This is a genomic window from Paraburkholderia sp. 35.1 (assembly GCF_050436525.1).
Classification (GTDB): Bacteria; Pseudomonadota; Gammaproteobacteria; order Burkholderiales; family Burkholderiaceae; genus Paraburkholderia; species Paraburkholderia tuberum.
The window spans coordinates 663,641-684,402 of record NZ_JBNDMJ010000003.1; the positions used below are offsets into that span (position 1 = coordinate 663,641).

Below are 20,762 nucleotides of genomic sequence, written 5' to 3' on the forward strand. Positions count from 1 at the left end.
CTGTCGTGCCCGTTAGCGCTTCAGAACTGAGGCTGACATTCGGAGAGATTCGCCTTGGTCACGGCGATCTGCTTGTACATAATGAGTTGAGCCTTCGGCGTGTTCTTGTTCGTGATCGCGTCGTAGAGCGCCTTGGCGGAGAGGCGGCCGATCGTCTCAGGCTCTGAGCACACCGAGCCGGCCATGTCGCCGACCTTGATGGCCTCGATGCCGCGGCGGGAGCCGCCGTCGGCGGTGACAATCTGTGCATGAGAGCCAACCGAGCGAACTGCACGGCTGCACCCAAGGCCAATGTCGTCGTATTGTCCAAAGAAGAGGTCTACGTCTGGATGGGCGGTCAGGATATTCTGGCAGACCGCCTCGCCCTGCTCCGCCGTCCAGTCCGTTGGTTGCGACGCGACAATCTCGTACTTCGCACCCATCTTGGCAAGACCTTCCTTGAAGCCTTGGGTGCGCTGCTTGACCGCCGCCACCCCCGCTGTGCCCTCGACAATACCGATCTTCGCCGTGCGGCCCTTGGGCAGAAGCTTCGCTGCCAGCTCGCCAGCAAGCTCGCCGCTTTCGACATCGTCTCGCGTGACGAGTGCGGTGAGTTTCGGGTACACCTGTCTGAGCGGAACCTTGTCGGGGTCGCCCACCTGCACGCCAACAGAAACAAACGGAATATTGTTTTCGGCAGCGCGGTCGACCCAGGTCTTTGCCACTACAGAATCAAGCAGGATGGAGCCGATGCCGTCGACTTTCTGCGAAATCAGGTCATCGATTGCATTGCCCTGCGCTTCCACGCTGCCCTTCCCGTCGAGCACAACCGTTTTGGCGCCGAGCTTCTTTGCCTCCGCCTGAAAGCCCCTCACTGCAGCGGCGTTGAACGGGTATTGCATGTTGGCAGCCACGATGCCCAAGGTGATCTCCTTGGCCGCGGCTGTGGTGGCGACAAGGGCCATCGCTACCGCAATGCCCGCCACTCCAGTCTTTAAAAATGCGATTTTCACTGTTGTCTCCTGTTGATGTAATAAAGGCCAAGACTCTCTAGGAAGGTACGAACTGTTTGCCCTCGGCGGGTGCGACCCCAAGACTCCCAGCCTGGCTGGCGTAGCAACACCCTTTTGCCGATTTACATCGCTAAGCCGGTGCTCCCCACCTGTCAACGTGTAACTAATCTCGTATAGCGGGAGTTTATATAGCAATCGGCGCATTGCAAGTAGGGGTTGTTACGGGGGTCGCTGCACCGGAGCGTCCAGGCCCCGATCCGTCTCCTGGTCAGGATGGCTGGATCCGGCTGGCTCCCATCTCTGTCAGGCCGGCCGAGAACGGTATCTACTGGCGAGCCGTGAGCCGGCTGCTGCGGACCTTTAAAGCCAGAATCCAGAGCTTGGCGGCTGTTTCGAGAGGACACGCCGAGCTCCTGCCAAAAATCGCGAAGCGTTCCTTTCGTCATAGCTGGCCGGGGGCCGAGCGTCCTGAATCGCGCAGCCAGTAGCGCTTCATACCACGAAAATTCCGATTGCACCGGCTTTCATTCTGTGTAGAATGTCATTATTCGAGATTACTTTACGGCATAGACTACAATGTCACCTTCCAGCCAGGCACTGCTGCTGACGATGATGGACGCCCCCCGAGGCTGCGACGCCGAGTTCAATGACTGGGCGAACCTGGAGCACATTCCGGAGCGAAAGGGAATCGCCGGATTCGCGACTGCGCTGCGATTTGAAAACGAGCTGTCGTCGCCGCGCTATCTGGCGATCTACGACCTTGACGATATTTCGGTCCTTAAAAGCCCGGCGTACCTCGCAATCTCAGGAAGCAACCTCTCCGCGTGGTCGAAGCGGATTCTTGCGGGTGCGAGTGCGCATTGGCGGTTTGCCGGGTCGCGGATTGCGGCATTGCCCGACGATGGCCCGACCGGCGCGAAGGGGCCGCCCAGTGAGCTGCTGCTGATAGTCTGGCGCGGCGCATCTGAGCGATGCGACGACGCGATCGCTGCGATTTTGCAGACTCTGGTCGCGAGGTTGGCCGGAGTGGTTCAGGTGCGGGGATTCGTGGGCGAAAGCAACGGTGGCTTTGATTACGTTGCAATCGCCGAGTCAACGCAGGCGTTTTCTACCGACATCATCAGGCCCGAGCGCTATGCCGTGGCATCGTTGGCGTGCGACCTTGTGCGGGTCTTTTCTCCGGTGCCTGCGCACCGGGACATGAATGCGCTGCCTGATACAACAGTCAACGCTCAATAAACGCACCCTTCTCTCTGACGACCATGAACAATCCACTTCAAATCTATGCAGGCACCGCCGGACACTCCGTGTGGTTTAGCGACGACCTCGGGTTGAACTGGATTCATCCCAACAGTCAATCAGGGATGTATCTGGAAACCCGCGTATGGGCAATGAGCAGCCATTCCGCGCTTCCGGAATATTTGTTCGCGGGGACCGATGACGGCATCTATCGTTGGAACGAAGAGCCCGCGCGCTGGACAAAGCTGCAATCCCCGATGACTGACGTCTGGGCGATCACGCAGGATCCCGACGATCCTCAAGTGTTGTTAGCGGGCACTCGCCCGGCAGCGCTCTATCGCAGTCAGAACGGCGGCACGACATGGGAAGAACTCAGCGTTCCCGGCATCTCGAAGTTTTCTGAGGTGAACATGGGTCCCACCCGTGTCACGCAGATCCTCTTCGACCCGATTGACAGGAACACGGTATGGGCAACCATTGAAATCGGGGGCATCTATCGCAGCGACGACCGTGGGGCTTCCTGGACCATGGTAAGTGAGGGTCTTGTTTCAAACGATGTGCACGGAATCGCCGTGACCCGCGACAGGAATGGACGCAAGCGCCTGCTGGCATCGACGAACCGCGGACTACACACCAGCAACGATAATGGTCAAAGCTGGCATTTCCAGTCTCTCGACTCGCCGTGGCAGTACACGCGAGCGGTCGTTGTCCGACCGGATAATCTTTCCATTGTTTTCCTGGCTAACGGCAACGGACCTCCGGGCGACCAAGGCCGTCTATTGCGCAGCCCGGACGGCGGCGATACCTGGGCTGACGTTCAATTGCCCGGTTCTCTGAACAGCACGACCTGGTGTGTCGCAATGCATGAGTCCCACCCTTTGCTCGCGTTTGCTTGCACGAACCTCGGTCAGCTTTTCCGGAGCGAGGATGGCGGAGAAACCTGGGTTCGGATGCCGCATGAATTCGGAGAGATCCGCTCGCTGCATTGGCGCCCCCTTCCCGCCGGCACCCGTCGCGCCGAGCATTCCATCACTCGGCCCCCAACAAGGATTCATGTTTGACGCGGACGTATCTTTGGTTAATTCGGTCCCGCGCAGCGAGTTGCCGCGGAGCCAGGAGGAGATTGCAGTGAACATTGCACGGAAAGGCCTGCGCGTAGGCGTAATGATTCCGGAAAACAACACCACGGTTGAACGCGAATTGCCACGCTGGCTGCCGGCAGGAACAACGCTCAACCTGGTACGGATACCGCGCGGGAAGGGGCTGCTCACGACGGAAACGCTACCGGCCTACAAAGCAAACGCACTCGCATTGGCGCAGCAATTCGCCACGAATGATATTGATGTTGTCGCGTATGGATGTACGGCTGCGGGCTTTATCCTGGGACCGGCTGGTGACCGCGAGCTAACCGAAGATCTGAGAAGGATCACAGGTAAACCGGTTGCAACCATTGCGCAGTCAATGATTTCAGCGCTACTCGACCTCGGAGTCCAGCGGATCGCGCTCGTGACCCCCTATTCGAAGGCGGTCAACGAACAGCTCCAGGCATTCATCGTCAGTGCCGGCATCCAGGTTGGCGCATTCGATAGCTTTTATGCGCCCAACACCGAAGAGCTGGGTCGGATCGACGCCGAGGCTGTCGCGTCGCTCGCGCGCAAGACGATGAACGACAGTTGCGAAGCCATGTATATCGCCTGCGCGCAGCTACCAACCTTCTCAATACTTGAACAGCTGCGCCGGGAGTTGGGTCGGCCGGTGCTGTCGTCAATCCAGTCGTTAGCTGATGAGATCGCCTCTCTCGCCTCGGGCGGCTATCCAGACCCCGCGAAAGGGACTGATTCTGACGGAGATCGGGTCGGCGCCACAACTCGTACAGCCAGACAGGGCACCCCGCCTTGAGCGTGCCTGGAGAACTCCGGCCGGTGCAGGGTAATAGTTTGTCAAAGGAGACATCACATGCGTTTCAAAGATCAGATTGTCGTTGTCACAGGCGCTGCTAGCGGCATTGGCCTGGCCACAGCAAAGGCCTTTGCCCGGGAAGGTGCGCAGGTCGTCATTACCGACATCACGCCGGATGCCGTGTCGGCAACCGTGAAAGCCATCGAGTCGGAAGGCGGCCGCGTGATGGGATTGACGGGTGACGTGAGCGACCCGGCGACGGTCAACGAGCACGTTGACGCAGTTCTGCAGGCCTTTGGTCGTATCGACGTCCTCGTGAACAACGCCGGCATCGTCCGGCGAGGACCGACCGCTCAAGTGTCGGTCGAGGCGTGGCGACAGGTCATGTCGATCAACCTGGACGGCACTTTCTACTGGGCGCAGGCGGTGGCTTCGCGATCGATGATTCCCCGCCGCGCGGGCGCAATCATCAATATCGCATCGATTGGAGGGCTTGTCGGTTTCCCGAATGCGGCGTCGTATGTGGCGTCGAAACATGCTGTAGTGGGGCTGACCAAAGCACTCGCCGTAGACTGGGGCCAGTACAACATTCGGGTGAATGCCGTCTGTCCCGGCATGACATGGAGCAACCTTTCCAAGGCTGATTTTGCGAAGAATCCGCAGCACTATGCCGTGCGCGAACCGCGCATTCCGTTGGGCCATGCCGCACAGCCCGAAGAGCAAGCCAGTGCGGTCCTGTTTCTGGCATCCACGGACGCCAGCCATGTTCACGGGTTGATCATGAACATCGACGGTGGTCAGGTCGCGCTTTCCTCAGGTCACAGTGCTCCGCGCGATGATGCTGAAGTAGCGCGTTGACCGGTTGTGAAGCGCCGGGCCGCATCGGCTGAAGTGGCGAGAAACGACCTTCGGCGGCCGCCCGCGCCAGTAATGAGCTTAACGAGGTGCGCGGCGCACTGGCCATCAAGCGGCGCGAACCCACCGCGATGATTCGCTTCCGGGCATCGCACACGTGAATTACGATTACCAGGGCCGTCGCATTCCGTGCGCGGTACATAAAATGACGCCTACTGACTCACTCGGAACCCTTTCCACAAATCCTCGGTGGGTACGCCTCCCAAGCGCGTCCATGCGCTACACCTCAACCGGTGACCGCGGCCGCCCCTTGTTGCTGCTGCACGAGATGGGCGGTTCACTCGAAAGCTGGGACCCCGTGCTTGAACACATGCCGACGGACCAGCGGATCATCCGATGCGACGCGCGCGGTTCCGGGGGCTCCGAGAAGATCCGTGAACCGATTACGCTCGATACACTCGCCGACGACATTGTTCTCTTGCTGGATCATCTTGCGGTGACCGAGGCAGTGGATGTCGCTGGCGTTGCGATTGGCGGATGCCTTGCACTCACGCTTGCCGCACGCTTTCCGCAGCGCGTCCATCGCCTGGCTGCGATCAATCCGCCGACAGACGCCACCGGCCGCAGTGGAGAAGTGTTACGCGAGCGCGCCATGCTGGCCGACGCGAAGGGCATGCGTGGTGTCGTCGAGTCCGCCCTCGGGCGCTCATATCCGGACTTTCTTCGCACGGACAAGCAGGCCTATGAAGCCTACGTGGCGCGGTTTCTCTGTAACGACCCAACCAGCTACGCATACATTCTTCGCGCTCTGACGAACGTCAATTTCGAAGGCGTGCTGGAAACGATCAGCTGCCCCACCGTGTTCATTTCCGGCCGCGACGACCTGGTTCGACGGTCCGCAGACATCGAAGTGATTGCCCGGCGTGTGAACGGCGCGCACTTCCTGGAAATAGACGGCGGCCACATTCCTTCTGTGCAGGCGCCCAAGTCTCTCGCCAGTGCCCTCAGGACGTTTTTCGCTTGACGAACAAGCATTACTCTCGCCGCGAGACGATCATCGCCGCAATAGCGGCGCTGCGTTGATAGCAATGTATTTCCGCAGCGGCACGCGGATCCGCTCCGGCGATTGCAAATGCTGGTTCCGCTGGACAGGATTCACAACCTAATTAACGATATTCGAGGCAACTCATGGATGCGACGCAGAAGATTGATATTCCCCGCTCTGATTTTATCGGTGGATCCAAGCGCCTGTTGATCGGCGGCAAATGGCGGCCGTCGGCATCGGGCAAGGAATTCGATACTGTGAACCCGGCGACGGGGGAAGTCATTGCCCGCCTGGCCGAGGGCGACAAGACCGACATCGATGAAGCAGTCGCCGCGGCACGGCGCGCCTTCGAAGGCGAATGGAGCCGCTGGACCCCCTATGACCGACAGCGCCTGCTGCTCCGTGTGCACGATGTGATTGAAAAGAACTTCGACGAACTCGCACTGCTCGAGACCCTCGACATGGGCGCACCGCTGTCGCGCACGAAGGCGCTTAAGGCCTTCGTCTCGCAAGCGATACTGTTCTATGCGTCGCAGACCCGGGCGGCAACCACCGAATCTGCGCCCACCTCCTTTGCGGGCCAATTCACCGCGCTCAAGATTAAGGCTCCTGTCGGTGTTGTTGGCGGCATCATCCCCTGGAATGCGCCGCTCGTCAGCCAGTGGTGGATCCTGGGGCCAACGCTTGCCACAGGCTGCACCGCAGTCCTCAAGCCGGCTGAAGACGCGTCATTGACCGCCCTGCGCGTCGCGGAATTGCTGCTCGAAGCCGGCGTGCCGGACGGAGTCGTCAACGTCGTCACTGGCTTTGGAACGGGGGCTGGTGCGGCGCTGGCGGCCCACCCGGAGGTAGATCGCGTAGCGTTCACCGGTTCGACGGAAACAGGTCGAAAAATTGTCGAAGCGTCCGCTGGCAACATGAAACGCGTGCAACTCGAACTCGGAGGAAAATCGCCAGACATCGTGTTTGCCGATGCCGATCTCGATAGCGCCGTGCCCGGAGCGGCCATGGCGGTTTACGGCAACAGCGGACAGATCTGCACGGCGGGAACGCGTCTGCTCGTTCAACGCAGTATTCAGGACGAGTTCGTGTCGAAACTCCAGGAATTCAGTCAAACACTGCGGGTCGGCAACGGCCTCGACCCGCTTGTCAACCTCGGTCCCCTTGTGTCGCGCAAGCAACTCGACCGCGTGCTCGAATACATCGACATCGGCGCCAACGAAGGGGCATCACTCACCAGCGGCGGGAAGCGGCTTGCTGGAGACCTGGAAGCAGGCTATTTCGTTGAGCCCACCATCTTCGCAGGCGTGAACAACGATATGAGGATCGCCCGGGAAGAAATCTTCGGCCCGGTTGTCTCGGTGATTCCGTTCGACGATGCTGACGACGCAATCAGGATCGCGAACGACACGACTTACGGTCTGGCAGGCGGAATATGGACGCAAAGCCTGTCCACCGCCCACCAGATGTCGCAACGGATCAAGGCGGGAACGATCTGGGTGAACTGCTATGGCGCGCTGGACCCCGGCGTTGGATTCGGAGGTTACAAGATGAGTGGTTACGGCTGGAAAGGCGGTCCGGAGCATGTCGACGGATTCCTGTATGAAAAGGTCGTGTACATGAATATCGGATAGGTCGACGTCTGCATCAGGCCTTGATCCGGAAAAAGCAAATGGAGGGGGCAACGTGTCGCAAGCTCACGAAGTTATCCAGGGAGGCGCCCTCTCGGACGCCGACCGGCAGGTGCTTGAGGATGCGCTGGCAGCGCTCCTGCGTGAGAGGTCAAGCGCCCTGCGCATAGCGGCTAAAGTAGCTAGCGCGACCGGCGAACGTCTTCCGAACGTAGGCGATTTCGGGCTGCCTGACATTCTGCGACTAAGTCGCGCCCTGTCGCGCCGCGAGCTCTGATGTACGCTGCCATGCACCCAAGGGAAGCCGGACGCGTCCATCGCGCGCCCGATTTGCCCTGTCACGCTGCTGCTCCGGCTTATCGGCAAGAGCGCACGAACCACGGTTTCTTTCCGACGAAGCCGCTCAACGTTTTTGTACAACACAATGACCACACCCACTTTCCAAGACCTTGGTTTCGACCTCGCCAACTTCAGCGTCGACGCGCGATATGAAAGCATTCCCGCGGATGCGGTCGATGCCGCAAAGAAGAGTCTTCTCGACCTGATCGGTGTCACTTTGGCGGCGAGTGGCGTCGAGCCCGTCGCTCGCACCGTTATCGATGTTGTTCGGGAAAACGGCGGCCGGCCCGAGAGTTCGGTGCTGGGTTTTGCGGACCGCGTTCCCGCCGCGTGGGCCGCATTCGCAAACGGCGCAATGGCACACTGCCTGGATTTCGACGACCTCACCCCATGGGGCGCCCACGCAACGAGTTCGATTCTCCCCGCGGCTTTCGCCATTGCGGAGCGTCAAGGTGGTGTGTCGGGCCGAGAAATGATCACGGCGATCGCCGTGGGGCAGGACATCTTTGCACGCATGCGCCGCAATATCGACTGGCGTAAAGACTGGAACATCTCGACAGTGCTGGGCGTGTTCGCCGCTACCGCTGCCGCGGGACGGCTTCTCGGACTGTCCCGTACCCAGATGGCGAACGCGCTGAGCGTGGCGTCCATGCAATCGGCCGGGACCATGGACGTCGTTTATGGAATCGGCGGAGACCTGCGCTGCATCTACGCGGGATTTTCGGCGAAGGCTGCGGTGGTTGCCGCCCTGCTGGCTGAAAAGGGAGTCGTAGGTACCCAGACCGCGTTTGAAGGAGAGTATGGATTCTTCAAAACTTACTTTGGCGGCCGATACGATCGCGAGAATCTGTTGAAAGGGTTGGGCAGTGACTATACGGGCAACACCACGCTTTACAAACCGTGGCCGGCGGTCGGTCCTTCACATAGTCATATTTACGCGACGATCCAGCTGGTCACCGCCAACAACCTGCGGCCGGAAGACATTGAGGAAATTCGCGTCCACGTGGGCGATTATCACGAGATCATGTGCAGCCCGCTCGATTCCCGGCGAGCTCCTGCGACGCTAGTGGACGCCAAGTTCAGCCTGCCATTTCTCGTAGCGGTAGCGGCGGTGCGTCGCGACGTGACGATCGCGGATTTCACCGGTAACGCGTTGCAGAGCCCGGAGGTTCTTGCCGTCTCGAAGAAGGTCATCCCGATCGCCGACCCCGCCTTTGACTGGAAGATGGAACTTCCTCTTGGACAGGTCGAGATCATCGCACGTGACGGCCGGCGACTCAGTCAGATTGGCACCAAGGTGCCGGGAAGCCCTGAGGCGCCCATGTCCTGGGAGAACATCGTGCGGAAGTTCGCTAACTGTGCGGCTCTCGCCGCTACGCCGCCGTCGGCTGGCCAGATCGAGAAGGTGCAGCAGATGGTCCGTCAACTCGAATCGCTCGATGACGTCACCGAACTGCTTCGGTGCCTGGCGTAAGTGGATCCCGGCGCGGGAGGTCCTGATATGTGGCGGGATAGGGTCCGCGCCAATGCCAGCGAGGCAAACCGTATTTTTTGACCAGCTAGAGGGAGCGCCTCCCGCCCGGCCGTCGGCGCTCCAGTTGTTTCTACGCCAGTCTCGCGCCCGTGCCGCCAGCGAGGCTCCGGATTACGCCCAGCGCCTCATCGCAGAATGGACAACGAAGCCGGCAGCGACCGGCTTCACGAATGCCTCGTTAACGCTAGACCGCCCTGGATGAAGTTCGCTCCTTATCCAGCCACTCGACCAGCCGGTAGATCCCTTCCTCGATCGAAACGCCCGGCTCCCAGCCAAGCAGACGTGCCGCTGCTTCACGACTGAAAACCGGCCTTGTGGCGGGCGACCCCTTCTTCGTCGCGTCATCGCGGTATTCGGCCTTCAGGTCGGTCCGGCAGGACTTGATCATGAGATCAACGATTTCCCTCTGCGAAGTGTTCACACCCGTCGCAATGTTGATGCCTTCACCGCTTACATCGCTTTCCATGGCGAGCAAATTTGCCCGTGCCACGTCGCCGACGTACACGTAATCCTGCAACTGGTTTCCATCGCCCTGGATAACGGGAGGCTGGCCCGATCGAATTCGCTCATACGCCTCAACCATCCGAGTCGCATCAATGGCTCGCTTGTGTTGTCGCTCGCCGTAGATCGCCGAATAGCGCAGTGCCACGAAGTCAAGCCCATAACGCTGTTGATACAGGCGCGCGAGCCCTTCTCCCATTACCTTCGAAGTACAGTAAAGGACAAGAGCGGGAGGTAGGTCGCCCCAGCGAAGAGGCGAGCTTTCGTCGTTGGGTTCGTCACCCAGACCGCCGTAGACACCGGTCGACGAACTGAAAATCATCTTCTTGACGCCCTGCAAGCGGCACGCTTCAAGTACGTTCTGTGCGCCGCGAACGTTTACGTCAACGCCCATCCACGGATTCGCGGCGATCGGTGCCGTCAGGAATCCGGCCACATTGAAGGCGCCATCCGCAGAGGTGAAGGGGTCAAAGAGTTCGTTAAGACGCAAGATGTCGCCACGCACAAACGTGCAGCGCTCATCCGCCAGAAGCGACTGAATATTGTCGGGAGACCCGAGGGCCAGGTTATCCAGCAAGACGACTTCGCGAGCATCTGCCTCCAGCAGTAACTCACCGATGTGAGATCCGAGGTAAGCGACATTTGAAGGCCGCCTTGACGATCAGAATTTGATTTCGAAGAGGCGTTCGTTGACGCTCTGGAGGTCAAAGGCAACAGGATCGAAACTACCGCCGCACCAGTCGAGCAACCGCTGGTGTTCGTCATGAGCCGGATCGATGATCGCGTCGAGGAACTCGATGTAGCCGGGTACGCCGCCAACATCTTCCGGTGGACAGGCATTGCGGCCGTCCAGGCAGAGGGGCGAGCGCAGCTGAGGGTCAGACCTTCTCGACCTTCACACGATGCTGCCAGTTGTCACCGTAATCGTAGATGTAGGTGAATGACTTCAGTGCACCGAGCGCCTTGCCCAGGCTCACCCGCGCTTCGTTGAGCATCGGTGGGTCACTCGGGAAGTCCGGATCGGGCACCCCGTAGTTGATGTCGCCGAACACGAATTCGTGCAGGTGGCCGCCATCCCAGCCCATCGCCCACAGCAGCACGACGTGCAGCTTCGGCAGCCTGATCGAGGCAGGGACCAGTACCCGTCTCCAGACCGCCGGCTTCAGATACTTCAGCTCGATGCGCAGCTGGTAGACCGGTACCTGTGAATTGACCGCGCGTAACGCGGGTTTGCGAGTCGATGCCATCGTCATGCAGCCTGACGGACCGGCTGCTCCACCGGCATCAAATGCCACGGCAGCAACGCGTCGATCCGGTTGATGGGATGATCGGCGATGCGCTCGAACACCATACGCAGATACGCATACGGTTCGATGCCATTCAGGCGTGCCGTTCCGATCAGGCTGTAGATGACCGCCGCACTCTGTCCACCGCCATCAGAACCTGCGAACAGATAGTTGCGCCTGCCGAGAACCAGCGGCCTGATCGATCGCTCCGCGGTGTTGTTATCTATCTCGATGCGCCCGTCTTCACAGTAGCGCACCAGCGCGTGCCAGTTCCCCAGCGCATACCGGATGGCCTTGCCAAGGCCCGACTTCGCCGAGACCTGCGCGAACGTATGTTCCAGCCAGTCCTTCAGTGTGCCTGCGAGCGGCAATGCCCGCGCCATGCGCACGGACTGCCGGACCTCCGGCTTGCGGCCGCGCACCTCGCGCTCGATGGCATACAGGGCTGCGATGCGGCTGAGTGCCTCCTGCGCCACTGGCGAACGCTCCAGTTCGTACAGGTCGTAGAACTTGCGCCGCACATGCGCCCAGCATGCTGCCTCGATGATCGTGCCATCGCGGTACAGCGCATCGTAGCCACTAAAGGCATCTGCCTGCAGGATGCCCGACCAGCCCTGCAGATGCGTACGAGGTCGCTCTCCCTTGCGGTCGGGCGAGTACTGGTACCAGACTGCCGGGGGTGCCCGGCTGCCCGCCGGCCGGTCATCGCGTACATACGTCCACAAGCGTGCCGTACGTGTCTTGCCGCGTCCGGGTTCCAGCACCGGGACGGGCGTGTCATCCGTATGGATTTTCTGCGCCTCACGTACATACCGGCCAACGGCATCCGCCAGCGGCTGCAGCAGTGCGGCGCACTCGCGAACCCACGAGGCCAGCGTGGCACGATCGAGTTCAATGCCGGCACGGCGATAGATTCCTACCTGCCGGTATAACGGCATATGGTCAGCGTACTTGGCGACCATCACCTGTGCCAGCAGACCCGCACCGGCCATGCCACGTGCGATCGGGCGCGACGGCGCCGCTTCCTGGACGACCTTCGCACAACGGCTGCAGCTCAGCCGGGGGCGCACGTGGCGGATCACCCGGAAGTACCCCGGCACGTAGTCCAGCATCTCGGAGGCGTCTTCACCCAGCTTGCGCAGCCGGCCACCGCATTCGGGGCAGTCGCAGCCCTGTGGCCGGTGCTCCACCACCTCGCGTGGCAGGTGCGCAGGGAATTCGCGCGAGCGGCGGCGCAGTGGAACCACCGGCGCTGCCGTGTCTACGGGTTCATCCGACGCCGCTTCTGGCGCCGATGCGGGCACGGCACCTTGTTGCGGCAGTGTCCCGTCACCCAGTGCGAGCTGCAATTGTCCCGTCAGTTCTGCCATGCGTTCCGACGAGCGCCCGTACTGCCAGCGCTTCAGACGCGAGATCTCGGCGAGCAGGCGCGCGATGGTTTCTTCGCGCGAAACAAGCATGCGCTTGAGTGTGTCGATGTCGTCGGGGAGTCGGTTGACTGGCATGTCTGGGAGTTTACCAGGCACGTTCAGAAGTGGGGGCAAATTTACGCGGCGCATGTGGGCTTCCACGTCCGTTCGGGGCGTCGCCAGTCGATGCCTTCGAGCAGCATCGACAGTTGTGCCGCCGACAGATGGATGCATCCCGCGTCGGCCTGCGGCCAGATAAAACGGCCTCGCTCCAGGCGCTTGACGTACAGGTTCATTCCATCGCCACTCCACCACAGCAGTTTCACCAGATCGCCCCGGCGACCACGGAAGGCAAACACGTGGCCCGAGAACGGGTCTTGCTCAAGGGCCACCTGCGCCAGTGCAGCCAGACCATCCATGCCACGGCGCATGTCGGTGACGCCTGCGGCGAGCCAGATGCGGGTGCCGGTCGGCAGCGCGATCATGCCGGCCTCAGGCAATGCAGCACCAGTCGCAGCTGGGCTGGGTCTACCTTCCCGCTCACTCGCACGCGTGCGCCATTGAGCTCGATCTCGATACCTGAAGTCGCGGCTTCCTGTGCGCGCAATGGCAATTGCGCTGTCGGCACCGGTAGCGACGAAACCGCCATCGAATCATCCGGCGACATCGCCACCGGAACGAACACTGCCGTCTCGCTCACCGTCCTGTTGTCCAGCAGACCAGCACGGTACTGCCTGCGCCACTTGAACACCATGTTCGGATTCAGACCGTGCGACTGCGCGAGCTTTGCCACCGAGATGCCCGGCTCGCACGCTGCCATCGCAACTTCACGCCTGAATTGAGGCGCGTAATTCGGCCGCCCCTTGCGGCTCCCGGCACAGTCGATCTCTGTCATCAAAGTGGTCCCCACTACTCGAAGTGATGGGCATCACTTTGGACACTCTCAACGTCGACGTCGATACGGCCTTCAAATGACGCTTACGATCCGAGAAGGCTCGCTCCGCCTACTACTACAAACTTTCCTCCAGAAACCGCCGGCATCGTCGTCTCCTATGCTATTCGAGATGAATTCAAGGTTCGTATCGCCAAGCGCTCTTTCAATGGTTTTATCAAACGCTTCGCAGCAATCTCACACGTGGACTTTCCAGGCTCGGTCAACCGACCTGCGTCATCGGGCGTATCGATGCAGCTTTCTGCAGTTCGATGGGGTGCTCGGGCACCGGAACCTGTGCGGCATTGAGGACCATGGCAAGCATCGTGTAATACCCGACTATCGCGATGAGGTCCAGAACCGTGGGACGCCCGAAACGCTCCTCTGCTCTATCGAGAGCGGCTTCACCCGGTCGACCGTCCCATGCTGTTTCCACGCTAAACCGATGAACCAGCGCTTCGTCTGGACTCATTGAGCTCGGCATTTTTCCGACGGCAAGTTCGGAGATCATTTCTTCCTTGACCCCGGCTTCCCGCGCTATCCTGGCGTGAGCAAACCACTCATACTGACAGTTCCAACGGTGGGCAACGACGAGGATGGCCAGTTCAATCAACGTTTTTGGAATCGCCGTGCCGAACCGGAGATGTTCCCCCACCGTCTGCACACAACTCGCCAGTTCGGGATTGTGGATCAGGACAAGGAACGGTCCCTTAAGTGACCCTCGCGGTCCTGCAGCAATCTCGTCGGCCACCGCTTTCTGCCGCTCCGTCATGGCGCTGCGCTCCAAGGGTGGAAAACGCATTACGGATTCAGTCATATCAAAGTCTCGCTCTGTTAGACGTTCTCGGCGGCGTCAACGACTCGCCGCGAAGCATATTCGCCGCGGGTTCGCCGCCTGTCATCCAAACTGGCTTCCGCAAAGGCCATTCACGTACGACGGCTATCATTGAAGCCACTCACCACCACACCTTTGCCCAGGTTTCTGGATACGACATCGACCTGAAATGGCCGATCATGCGTGAGTGAAGGGATCAGCGCCCGCGCAACGTCAACTTGCGACAGGTCAATCTCTGCCTGGAAAACACCGGGCTCATCGCCTGCCTCCAGGACAATCGTCCCGAAGGGGTCAACAACCAACGAGTGACCGAATGTCGAATGATATTCCGGGTGAGTTCCGCACGTCGCCGGAGCGATGATGTAGCACGCGTTTTCGATGGCCCGCGCTCTGAGCAATGCGTGCCAATGCATCTGTCCGGTGGCGCGTGTGAAAGCTGACGGAACGGCGATTATTTTCGCCCCTGCTTGAGCCAGCGCCCGGTAGAGATGCGGAAATCGCAAGTCGTAGCAGATGGTCAGACCGAGAAGGCCCCATGGCGTCTCCGCTGCTACTGCACGCGACCCCGCCTCATACAACGCCCCTTCGTTTATCACGCGTCCAGTCGGCAACGTCGCATTGAACATGTGTAGCTTTTCATAACTGGCAGCGACCGACCCGTCATCGGCGAACAGGTACGACCGGTTGTAGATCTTGTCATTGCTAGCGCGCATCGTCAGCGATCCCACCAACACCCAGCACTGGCATTCGCGTGCCACTGCACTGAATGCGGCCAGTGCCTCGTCGTTCTCGTCTGAGCCGGCACCATCGCGCATGACTCGGCCTCTCGAGTGCAACTGTGCAGCATATTCTGGCAACGTAATCAGTGTTGCGCCGTTGGCTGCTGCACGACGCACTCCAGCAACAGCCTCTTCGATGTTTGAATGACGGTCACCGTTCGGAGATACCTGCACGCACGCGATCGAAAGACTGGAGGTCATTTCACAGGCTCCGGGGCGTCTGTTTTGGCCTGGCCGATTCCCAGAATCTGCCGGGCTTCGTCTGGAGTTGCCAAAGTTGCGCCAAGCATCTCGAGGATGGTCCGAGCCTTCTTTACCAGTGAGGCATTGTCAGGAGCGAGCACGCCTTTTTCTATGTAAAGGTTGTCCTCGAGGCCGACCCGAACATGGCCGCCCAGCAGGTAAGCCTGAGCAACCATCGGGAACTCGGAGCGACCAATCCCGAACGCTGCCCATGTGCTGTCATGTGGCAGAAGACTCTTCATGGCACTCAACGCTTCAGTGACGGCCGGGGCACCCCAAGGCACGCCCATAACAAGCTGGAAGATGGCGTTGCGGTCAATCACGCCACGTTTGATCATATCCAGAGAGAGCGCAAGGTGCCCGGTATCGAAAATTTCCAACTCGGGGAGCACGCCTGCGCGCCGGATCTCTGCCGCGATCGCCTCGATGTGGGCCGGCACATTGATGAGAGCACCCTTTCCGAAGTTCAGGCTACCCATGTCGAGACTGCAGATCTCGGGCTTGAGCGCAAGGATGTGGCGAACACGTTCTTCCGGGGTTCGAAGATTGGAGCCCGGAGCAGCTGTGTTGGCCTCGCTACTGCTCGGTATGAAGCGCGCTCCCGGGCCCGTGGTGAGGTTGATGATGATTGGGCTTCCACTCTCGCGAATGCGCTCGACCACCTCGCGATACAACTCCAGTCCCATGCTGGGCTTACCGGTCTCGGGGTCGCGCACATGAATATGCGCGATTGCCGCGCCCGCCTCGCAGGCCTGGATCGCCTCATCTGCAATCTGGTTTGGCTTGAACGGGACCGCCGAAAATTTCGGCACCGTGTCGTCTCCACCTGTTACCGCACAAGTCAAAATCACTTTCTGTTGCATAGCCGCCTCGACAATTAATTGTGAAATGTCATTATACGGGATATATTTACGCACGCACACTTGGAATTGTCAACCTGCAATCGGAAACGCCCGGTCGGCGTCGCGACTCGAGGCGCGTCGCCCCAACCAGCACGGGCGTTTACGACCGTGCGGCGCGGCCTATATCGTTAACCACGAGGTTGATTGGAGTGGCTACATTTGCCGGGAGCGGCGGACTGATGGGCATCAAGTCCAAGCTGGGAAAAGGCGCACACCCAGGCGAAGATCCAGATAAACTGCCAAATCGTTATAACTATGTCATGATTCGGGATATGTTTACCATTAGACTGACCGAATTCCTGGCAGCCGTTGTTGGCGCACGCCTAGGCACGTCTTTTCACTCGCGATTGGCCGCCATCCTTGCGTGCAAGAAAAAGGAGCGTTGTATGAATACAGGCGCGACGTCTTTGCGATCGTTGGTCGGAAAGTGGTTTGGAGTCTATTCCCCCTGCGGATTCAGGTTGTAGGGTTCGGCCGCACTATTCCAGGTCGGTGCCGCCCAGTGATGGCACGACGGTCAGCGGCGTGACCTTCGGCCCAGTCTAGCTGCAACGGCGGCTTTGAAGGGCAGCCATTCGCAACGGGCGCAACGTGTGCCAATCTCACCCTTCTGCGAATCCAACAAATTCGCGTCGCAAATCCGGCAAGTCCAATTTATTCGGTTCCGCGTCATCAAAGGTTTGACCGAATTCGTTCGCAAGTCTCTGAGCACTAGGCAGGCCGTTATGGGGCTGAGCGGCGAATCGCCTGAGCGCGAGACGAAGACTGCAAGCGTCCGCGCGTACGGCGCGCAGAACACCTTTCGCCGTAGGTTTTATGCGGCCACGGAGAGCGCGGCGTCCTGCCGGAGTGGCACGACGTTCGACGGGATATCCATCAGGAGTTCCAGGCGTGCGCCGAGCAGGCGCCATGCGTCCGCCTGTTCCTGCTGCCGGACCGCCCGTTGATAGGTGCGTTTGATCTTGTTCTGTTCGAGGTGGTTCAGGCACTTCTCGATCACGTGGCCATGAACGCCGAGCTCGCCCATCAGCGTCGTGCCCGTTCGGCGCAGATCGTGAGGGGTCCACCGTCCGCCTGGCAAGATGAGCGCGTCGATGTGCTGGCTGCGGTGCTGCAACGGCGTGCCGCTTGCCGCGCCTTGGCGGTCATAGATCTGCTTCGTAATGGACTTGGAACACACTGGCCCGTCGTGCCGGGCGGCCGGGAAGAGCCAGACTTCATCGCCGCCGAGTTCGAGCAGCGCCCGCATGTGGGTCTTGGCAAACTCGCTTAGGTAGATCGTGTGCTCCTTCGCGTTTTTCGAGTGGTCCGCCGGAATGATTCAGGTGCCCGCTGCCAGATCGATGTCGGCACGGCGCGCGCGGGTCAGTTCGCCGATCCGCGTGAGCGTCGCGAGCATGACCCATACAGCGTGCTGCGTCGACTTGAGCAGATTGGCGTCGGCGAGTCTGGCTGACAACGCGCGGATTTCGGCCTCCGACAGCACACGTTCGCGTTCCTCCTCCTGACCACCAACGTGTTTCTTTTCGATGCCGGTCGTCGGATCGGCCGCCACAATCTCGCGCACCAGTGCAAAGCCGAACATCTGCCTCAGTTCGGCGAGCAGCCGGTTGGCCAGACGCGCGGCACCGCGCGCCTTGACGGTATCCAGCACGGACATGATGTCGGCCCGTCGGATGCTGTCAGCGTGACAGTCACCCACCTTTCCCGGCCTTTGCGGCGTCTGTTGCACCGAGCGCCCGCAGCTCTTTGAACTGGATGCTGTCAGTGACGTTGGCGCGATCCTTTGCGCGGCGCCACATCGAATGAAGCCCGGTCTTCGAATACGCCCCGCCTTTCTGCGTGGGGAACAGGTATGGGCTGGTGATCAAGTACTTCTTCTTGATCGCCTTCGCGCGATCGATCACCGTGCGGATCTGCAGCGTGATCTCAACGTCCAGCACCTTGCCACTCGTGCCGGCCGTCTTTGACGGCTTGAATCGGATCGTGTTGTCGGTGATCTGCGTCTCGAGCAACATGCGAATGTCGATTGCCCGCTGGCGGAAAATGCCACACTGGACAACAGATCTGACAGGCCCAAACATCAAGATCGGCAACCACGTCGCCTTCAGACTTCGTGAGTGGCATGCTGTCTCCCGGCAACGTCGACACGGTCACCTGCGTATGACTGGCTCCCGGTACATCGCCGACTCGAACACTCACTTCCTGGATGCCATCGAGGTATCCAAACGTATGAATGCGCTATGCCAACGGAGGATTGCAGCGACCGTTCGTAGAATGGTTTTCTTTGGGTCGTCCATCTATCTTGATTCCATGGACCTGTATCCAGTGAGAGCCACGATGAGCATGAACGCAAGAGATTTACTCGAGCTGCACCGAGATGATCCAACGTCGTCAGAACTGCGGAAGATGGCCGCGAACATCATCGCCGTCGGCGTCGCAGATCAACACGAGGGCTGCTGACATGAACGCGCTCGAACAGTGGCGCTCCCGACCGCTGCAGGTCAGTGTCCTGGATCGCTGCGATGAATGCGGCGAGTTGAAGGAAGACGTTCAGAAGCGCGTGAACTATTGGCCGAATATTACTGCCGTCTGCTGTGGGAAGTGCTTCACTGCAATGACCGGCCAATACAGCGGATCTTCAGCCCTATCAGGGGTCAGCGAGGAATGGCGCGCAACGCAATGCTGTCGCGACCGAGCCAGATAAATCAGTGTTTCCTTAGTTCCTTTGGAATTGACGGTGAGGCCGGCTGGGCCTGGGGGGAATGGCACTTACTTAAGCCCGTGGAGCGTGCCCATATTTTTGGACGCGCTCACGTGCGATGTGACGAGGCTCTTTCAGCCATGGGTAGGACTTCGGTCTTCGTTTGCGCATTCGTGGTTCGATGCGACCGGGGCGACTCCCAACGCAAGAGTGCGTGATCAGGTTGAACAGGAGACTCTGGTTGTGAGTTGCCGTCAGACCTCTGGCCAGCCATTCAGTCCATAACTGCACCGTGTGTTTGAAACTCAGTGTTCTCGGGTCAGTGGCATGGTGACTGGCGGCCTGAGCCATCAGCAGCCGAATCACGTTGTAGGCCAGCAGATGGACCCCGATCTCCTTTTCGTTCATGTGGGCAGTCTGGCAATGCAGCACATCCATGCCCATCGTCGTCTTGATGTTACGTAGATCCAGTTCCACGTTCCAGCGCCTGGCATACAACTGCGAGAGGTCCTGTTTGCTGGTCTTGCGTGCATCAAGCATCGTGGTGACCAGCACCCGGTGATGCAGCCTGGACTCGCGCACCATCAGTTCATCGGGGAAGGCCTGGTACTGCTCATGCGTCATCCAGTCAGGACGCTGCCGGGGTTTGGGCCACGTCACAATGTGATCGCGCGTGCCCAGGGACCGGCCTCGCCGAAAGTCGGTGCGGCGTGCCCCATGCTGTTCCATCACGACGTCCACCCCGGCGGCGATCATTGAGGCCATCAGAAAGTAGTGGCAGTACAAGGCATCGGCGACGATCACGTCACCTTTGCGAAACGTGCCTTGCAGCATGCGAAACGCCGTCAGCTCCCCGCTGCCTTTGCCCGCGTAAGTTCCGACCGCCGACTCCAGTACTGCGCCGCTTGCCAGACAGATCACCGCAACCAGATAGGCCAATGGAAAGCCCACTCCTTCGGCCTGAGCACTGGACTGCGGGAAACGGGCCTGGTTCGACGGCGTATCGGGCATCGAGATCCCGGTGCCGTCAACCAGCTTGACCGGGCGCCCGCGCCACTTCCAGGCAGCCTCGGCCTGCTCATGCAGTTGGCGCCCCGTCTCGCGCGCCAACTCCCGCACCATCGTCAGCGGCAGTCTCTGGCGAGCGCGGCAGTAGCCTCCCGTACGCACACTCATGGGCCGCAGCCCGTCGGCAGCTCGCTGCGCCGCCCACCCGTTGACTGCCTTCTGACAGGAGGCGTCCTCTTCCAGCGCCTGGCGCATGAACATCGACAGTGTCACCGTCGGCGGATACAGCCGTTCCCGATGTTCTGGCAAATACGCTTCCGTTATGCCCAACAGCCCCGGGCTCGTCAGTATGTTGAAGTAGTCTACCGCCTGGGCCCTGCACGCCCGGCTTTGAACCCTGCTTCGTGTTTGCCTGTGATGACTTCGTGCATTACGATCCATGGGGGCTGATCTTTGGAATGAGACGGTGTTTGCCTGGTAACAACCATCGTATCAATCCCTGGATCAGCCCCCTCCCTTTCTCTTCAAGCACTTACCCGCGTCTTCTCCTCCATGTAGGCTTAAGTAAGTGCCATTCGGCCTAGGGGCCGTTTTGGGTTTGCGTGGCATACATGCTCCTTGAGCTACATG

The 20,762-nt window shown here is 60.1% G+C and carries 18 protein-coding genes and 2 pseudogenes; 7 read left to right on the forward strand and 13 right to left on the reverse strand.

Annotated elements, in window-relative coordinates; all coding sequences use genetic code 11:
• Nucleotides 1–20 precede the first annotated feature (20 nt).
• The gene (locus tag OKW27_RS23050; RefSeq protein ID WP_429334988.1) at nucleotides 21–992 is read right to left on the reverse strand and encodes a sugar ABC transporter substrate-binding protein; all 972 of its coding nucleotides are present in this window, start codon (nucleotides 990–992) and stop codon (nucleotides 21–23) included.
• A 576-nt stretch (nucleotides 993–1,568) separates the two neighbouring features.
• Here OKW27_RS23050 and OKW27_RS23055 point away from each other — a divergent pair.
• The 7 genes from OKW27_RS23055 to OKW27_RS23085 all read left to right on the forward strand — a co-directional run bounded on the left by OKW27_RS23055 (nucleotide 1,569) and on the right by OKW27_RS23085 (nucleotide 9,474).
• Entirely contained in the window at nucleotides 1,569–2,231 is a 663-nt protein-coding gene (locus OKW27_RS23055) for a hypothetical protein (protein ID WP_429334989.1), read from the forward strand.
• 23 nt (nucleotides 2,232–2,254) lie between these two features.
• On the forward strand, nucleotides 2,255–3,292 hold the full coding sequence (locus tag OKW27_RS23060) for a WD40/YVTN/BNR-like repeat-containing protein (RefSeq protein WP_429334990.1): 1,038 nt from the start codon (nucleotides 2,255–2,257) through the stop codon (nucleotides 3,290–3,292).
• Complete coding sequence (locus tag OKW27_RS23065; protein ID WP_429334991.1) at nucleotides 3,285–4,130, forward strand: maleate cis-trans isomerase family protein; 846 nt, start codon at nucleotides 3,285–3,287, stop codon at nucleotides 4,128–4,130. The genes OKW27_RS23060 and OKW27_RS23065 overlap by 8 nt, the downstream gene beginning before the upstream one ends.
• 57 nt (nucleotides 4,131–4,187) lie before the next feature.
• A complete protein-coding gene (locus tag OKW27_RS23070) occupies nucleotides 4,188–4,988 on the forward strand; it encodes an SDR family NAD(P)-dependent oxidoreductase (protein WP_429334992.1) in 801 nt (266 codons plus the stop codon).
• A 271-nt stretch (nucleotides 4,989–5,259) separates the two neighbouring features.
• On the forward strand, nucleotides 5,260–6,009 hold the full coding sequence (locus OKW27_RS23075; protein ID WP_429334993.1) for an alpha/beta fold hydrolase: 750 nt from the start codon (nucleotides 5,260–5,262) through the stop codon (nucleotides 6,007–6,009).
• Nucleotides 6,010–6,173: 164 nt separating this feature from the next.
• A complete protein-coding gene (locus OKW27_RS23080; RefSeq protein ID WP_429334994.1) occupies nucleotides 6,174–7,664 on the forward strand; it encodes an aldehyde dehydrogenase family protein in 1,491 nt (496 codons plus the stop codon).
• A gap of 421 nt (nucleotides 7,665–8,085) precedes the next feature.
• Nucleotides 8,086–9,474 carry an MmgE/PrpD family protein gene (locus tag OKW27_RS23085; protein WP_429334995.1) on the forward strand — a complete coding sequence of 463 codons (1,389 nt, stop codon included), beginning with the start codon at nucleotides 8,086–8,088 and terminating at the stop codon, nucleotides 9,472–9,474.
• Between the two features lie 244 nt (nucleotides 9,475–9,718).
• On the opposite strand, the pseudogene OKW27_RS23090 reads toward OKW27_RS23085, so the two are convergent.
• The 12 genes and pseudogenes from OKW27_RS23090 to OKW27_RS23145 all read right to left on the reverse strand — a co-directional run.
• Nucleotides 9,719–10,657, reverse strand: a pseudogene (locus OKW27_RS23090) (NAD-dependent epimerase/dehydratase family protein); the annotation flags it as partial.
• A 39-nt stretch (nucleotides 10,658–10,696) separates the two neighbouring features.
• Nucleotides 10,697–11,288, reverse strand: a pseudogene (locus tag OKW27_RS23095) (plasmid pRiA4b ORF-3 family protein).
• On the reverse strand, nucleotides 11,285–12,826 hold the full coding sequence (gene tnpC, locus OKW27_RS23100; protein ID WP_429334996.1) for an IS66 family transposase: 1,542 nt from the start codon (nucleotides 12,824–12,826) through the stop codon (nucleotides 11,285–11,287). The pseudogene OKW27_RS23095 and the gene tnpC overlap by 4 nt, the downstream one beginning before the upstream one ends.
• A gap of 41 nt (nucleotides 12,827–12,867) precedes the next feature.
• Nucleotides 12,868–13,215 carry an IS66 family insertion sequence element accessory protein TnpB gene (tnpB, locus tag OKW27_RS23105; RefSeq protein WP_090801994.1) on the reverse strand — a complete coding sequence of 116 codons (348 nt, stop codon included), beginning with the start codon at nucleotides 13,213–13,215 and terminating at the stop codon, nucleotides 12,868–12,870.
• Complete coding sequence (gene tnpA / locus OKW27_RS23110; protein WP_090801995.1) at nucleotides 13,212–13,625, reverse strand: IS66-like element accessory protein TnpA; 414 nt, start codon at nucleotides 13,623–13,625, stop codon at nucleotides 13,212–13,214. Before tnpA ends, tnpB begins: the two co-directional genes overlap by 4 nt.
• A 259-nt stretch (nucleotides 13,626–13,884) precedes the next feature.
• Nucleotides 13,885–14,478 (reverse strand): carboxymuconolactone decarboxylase family protein, encoded by a 594-nt coding sequence (locus OKW27_RS23115; RefSeq protein ID WP_429334997.1) that lies wholly within the window; start codon nucleotides 14,476–14,478, stop codon nucleotides 13,885–13,887.
• 110 nt (nucleotides 14,479–14,588) lie between these two features.
• Nucleotides 14,589–15,476, reverse strand: a complete 888-nt coding sequence (locus tag OKW27_RS23120; RefSeq protein ID WP_429334998.1) for a carbon-nitrogen hydrolase family protein — start codon at nucleotides 15,474–15,476, stop codon at nucleotides 14,589–14,591.
• Nucleotides 15,473–16,381, reverse strand: a complete 909-nt coding sequence (locus OKW27_RS23125) for a 3-keto-5-aminohexanoate cleavage protein (protein ID WP_429334999.1) — start codon at nucleotides 16,379–16,381, stop codon at nucleotides 15,473–15,475. The genes OKW27_RS23120 and OKW27_RS23125 overlap by 4 nt, the downstream gene beginning before the upstream one ends.
• Nucleotides 16,382–17,234: 853 nt before the next feature.
• A complete protein-coding gene (locus OKW27_RS23130; protein ID WP_090808695.1) occupies nucleotides 17,235–17,741 on the reverse strand; it encodes a tyrosine-type recombinase/integrase in 507 nt (168 codons plus the stop codon).
• Nucleotides 17,742–18,080: a hypothetical protein gene (locus OKW27_RS23135; protein WP_429334476.1), complete on the reverse strand. Its 339-nt coding sequence runs from the start codon at nucleotides 18,078–18,080 to the stop codon at nucleotides 17,742–17,744.
• Between the two features lie 34 nt (nucleotides 18,081–18,114).
• Nucleotides 18,115–18,516, reverse strand: a complete 402-nt coding sequence (locus OKW27_RS23140; protein ID WP_429335000.1) for a hypothetical protein — start codon at nucleotides 18,514–18,516, stop codon at nucleotides 18,115–18,117.
• Between the two features lie 680 nt (nucleotides 18,517–19,196).
• Entirely contained in the window at nucleotides 19,197–20,573 is a 1,377-nt protein-coding gene (locus OKW27_RS23145; RefSeq protein WP_429335001.1) for an IS4 family transposase, read from the reverse strand.
• Nucleotides 20,574–20,762: the final 189 nt, after the last annotated feature.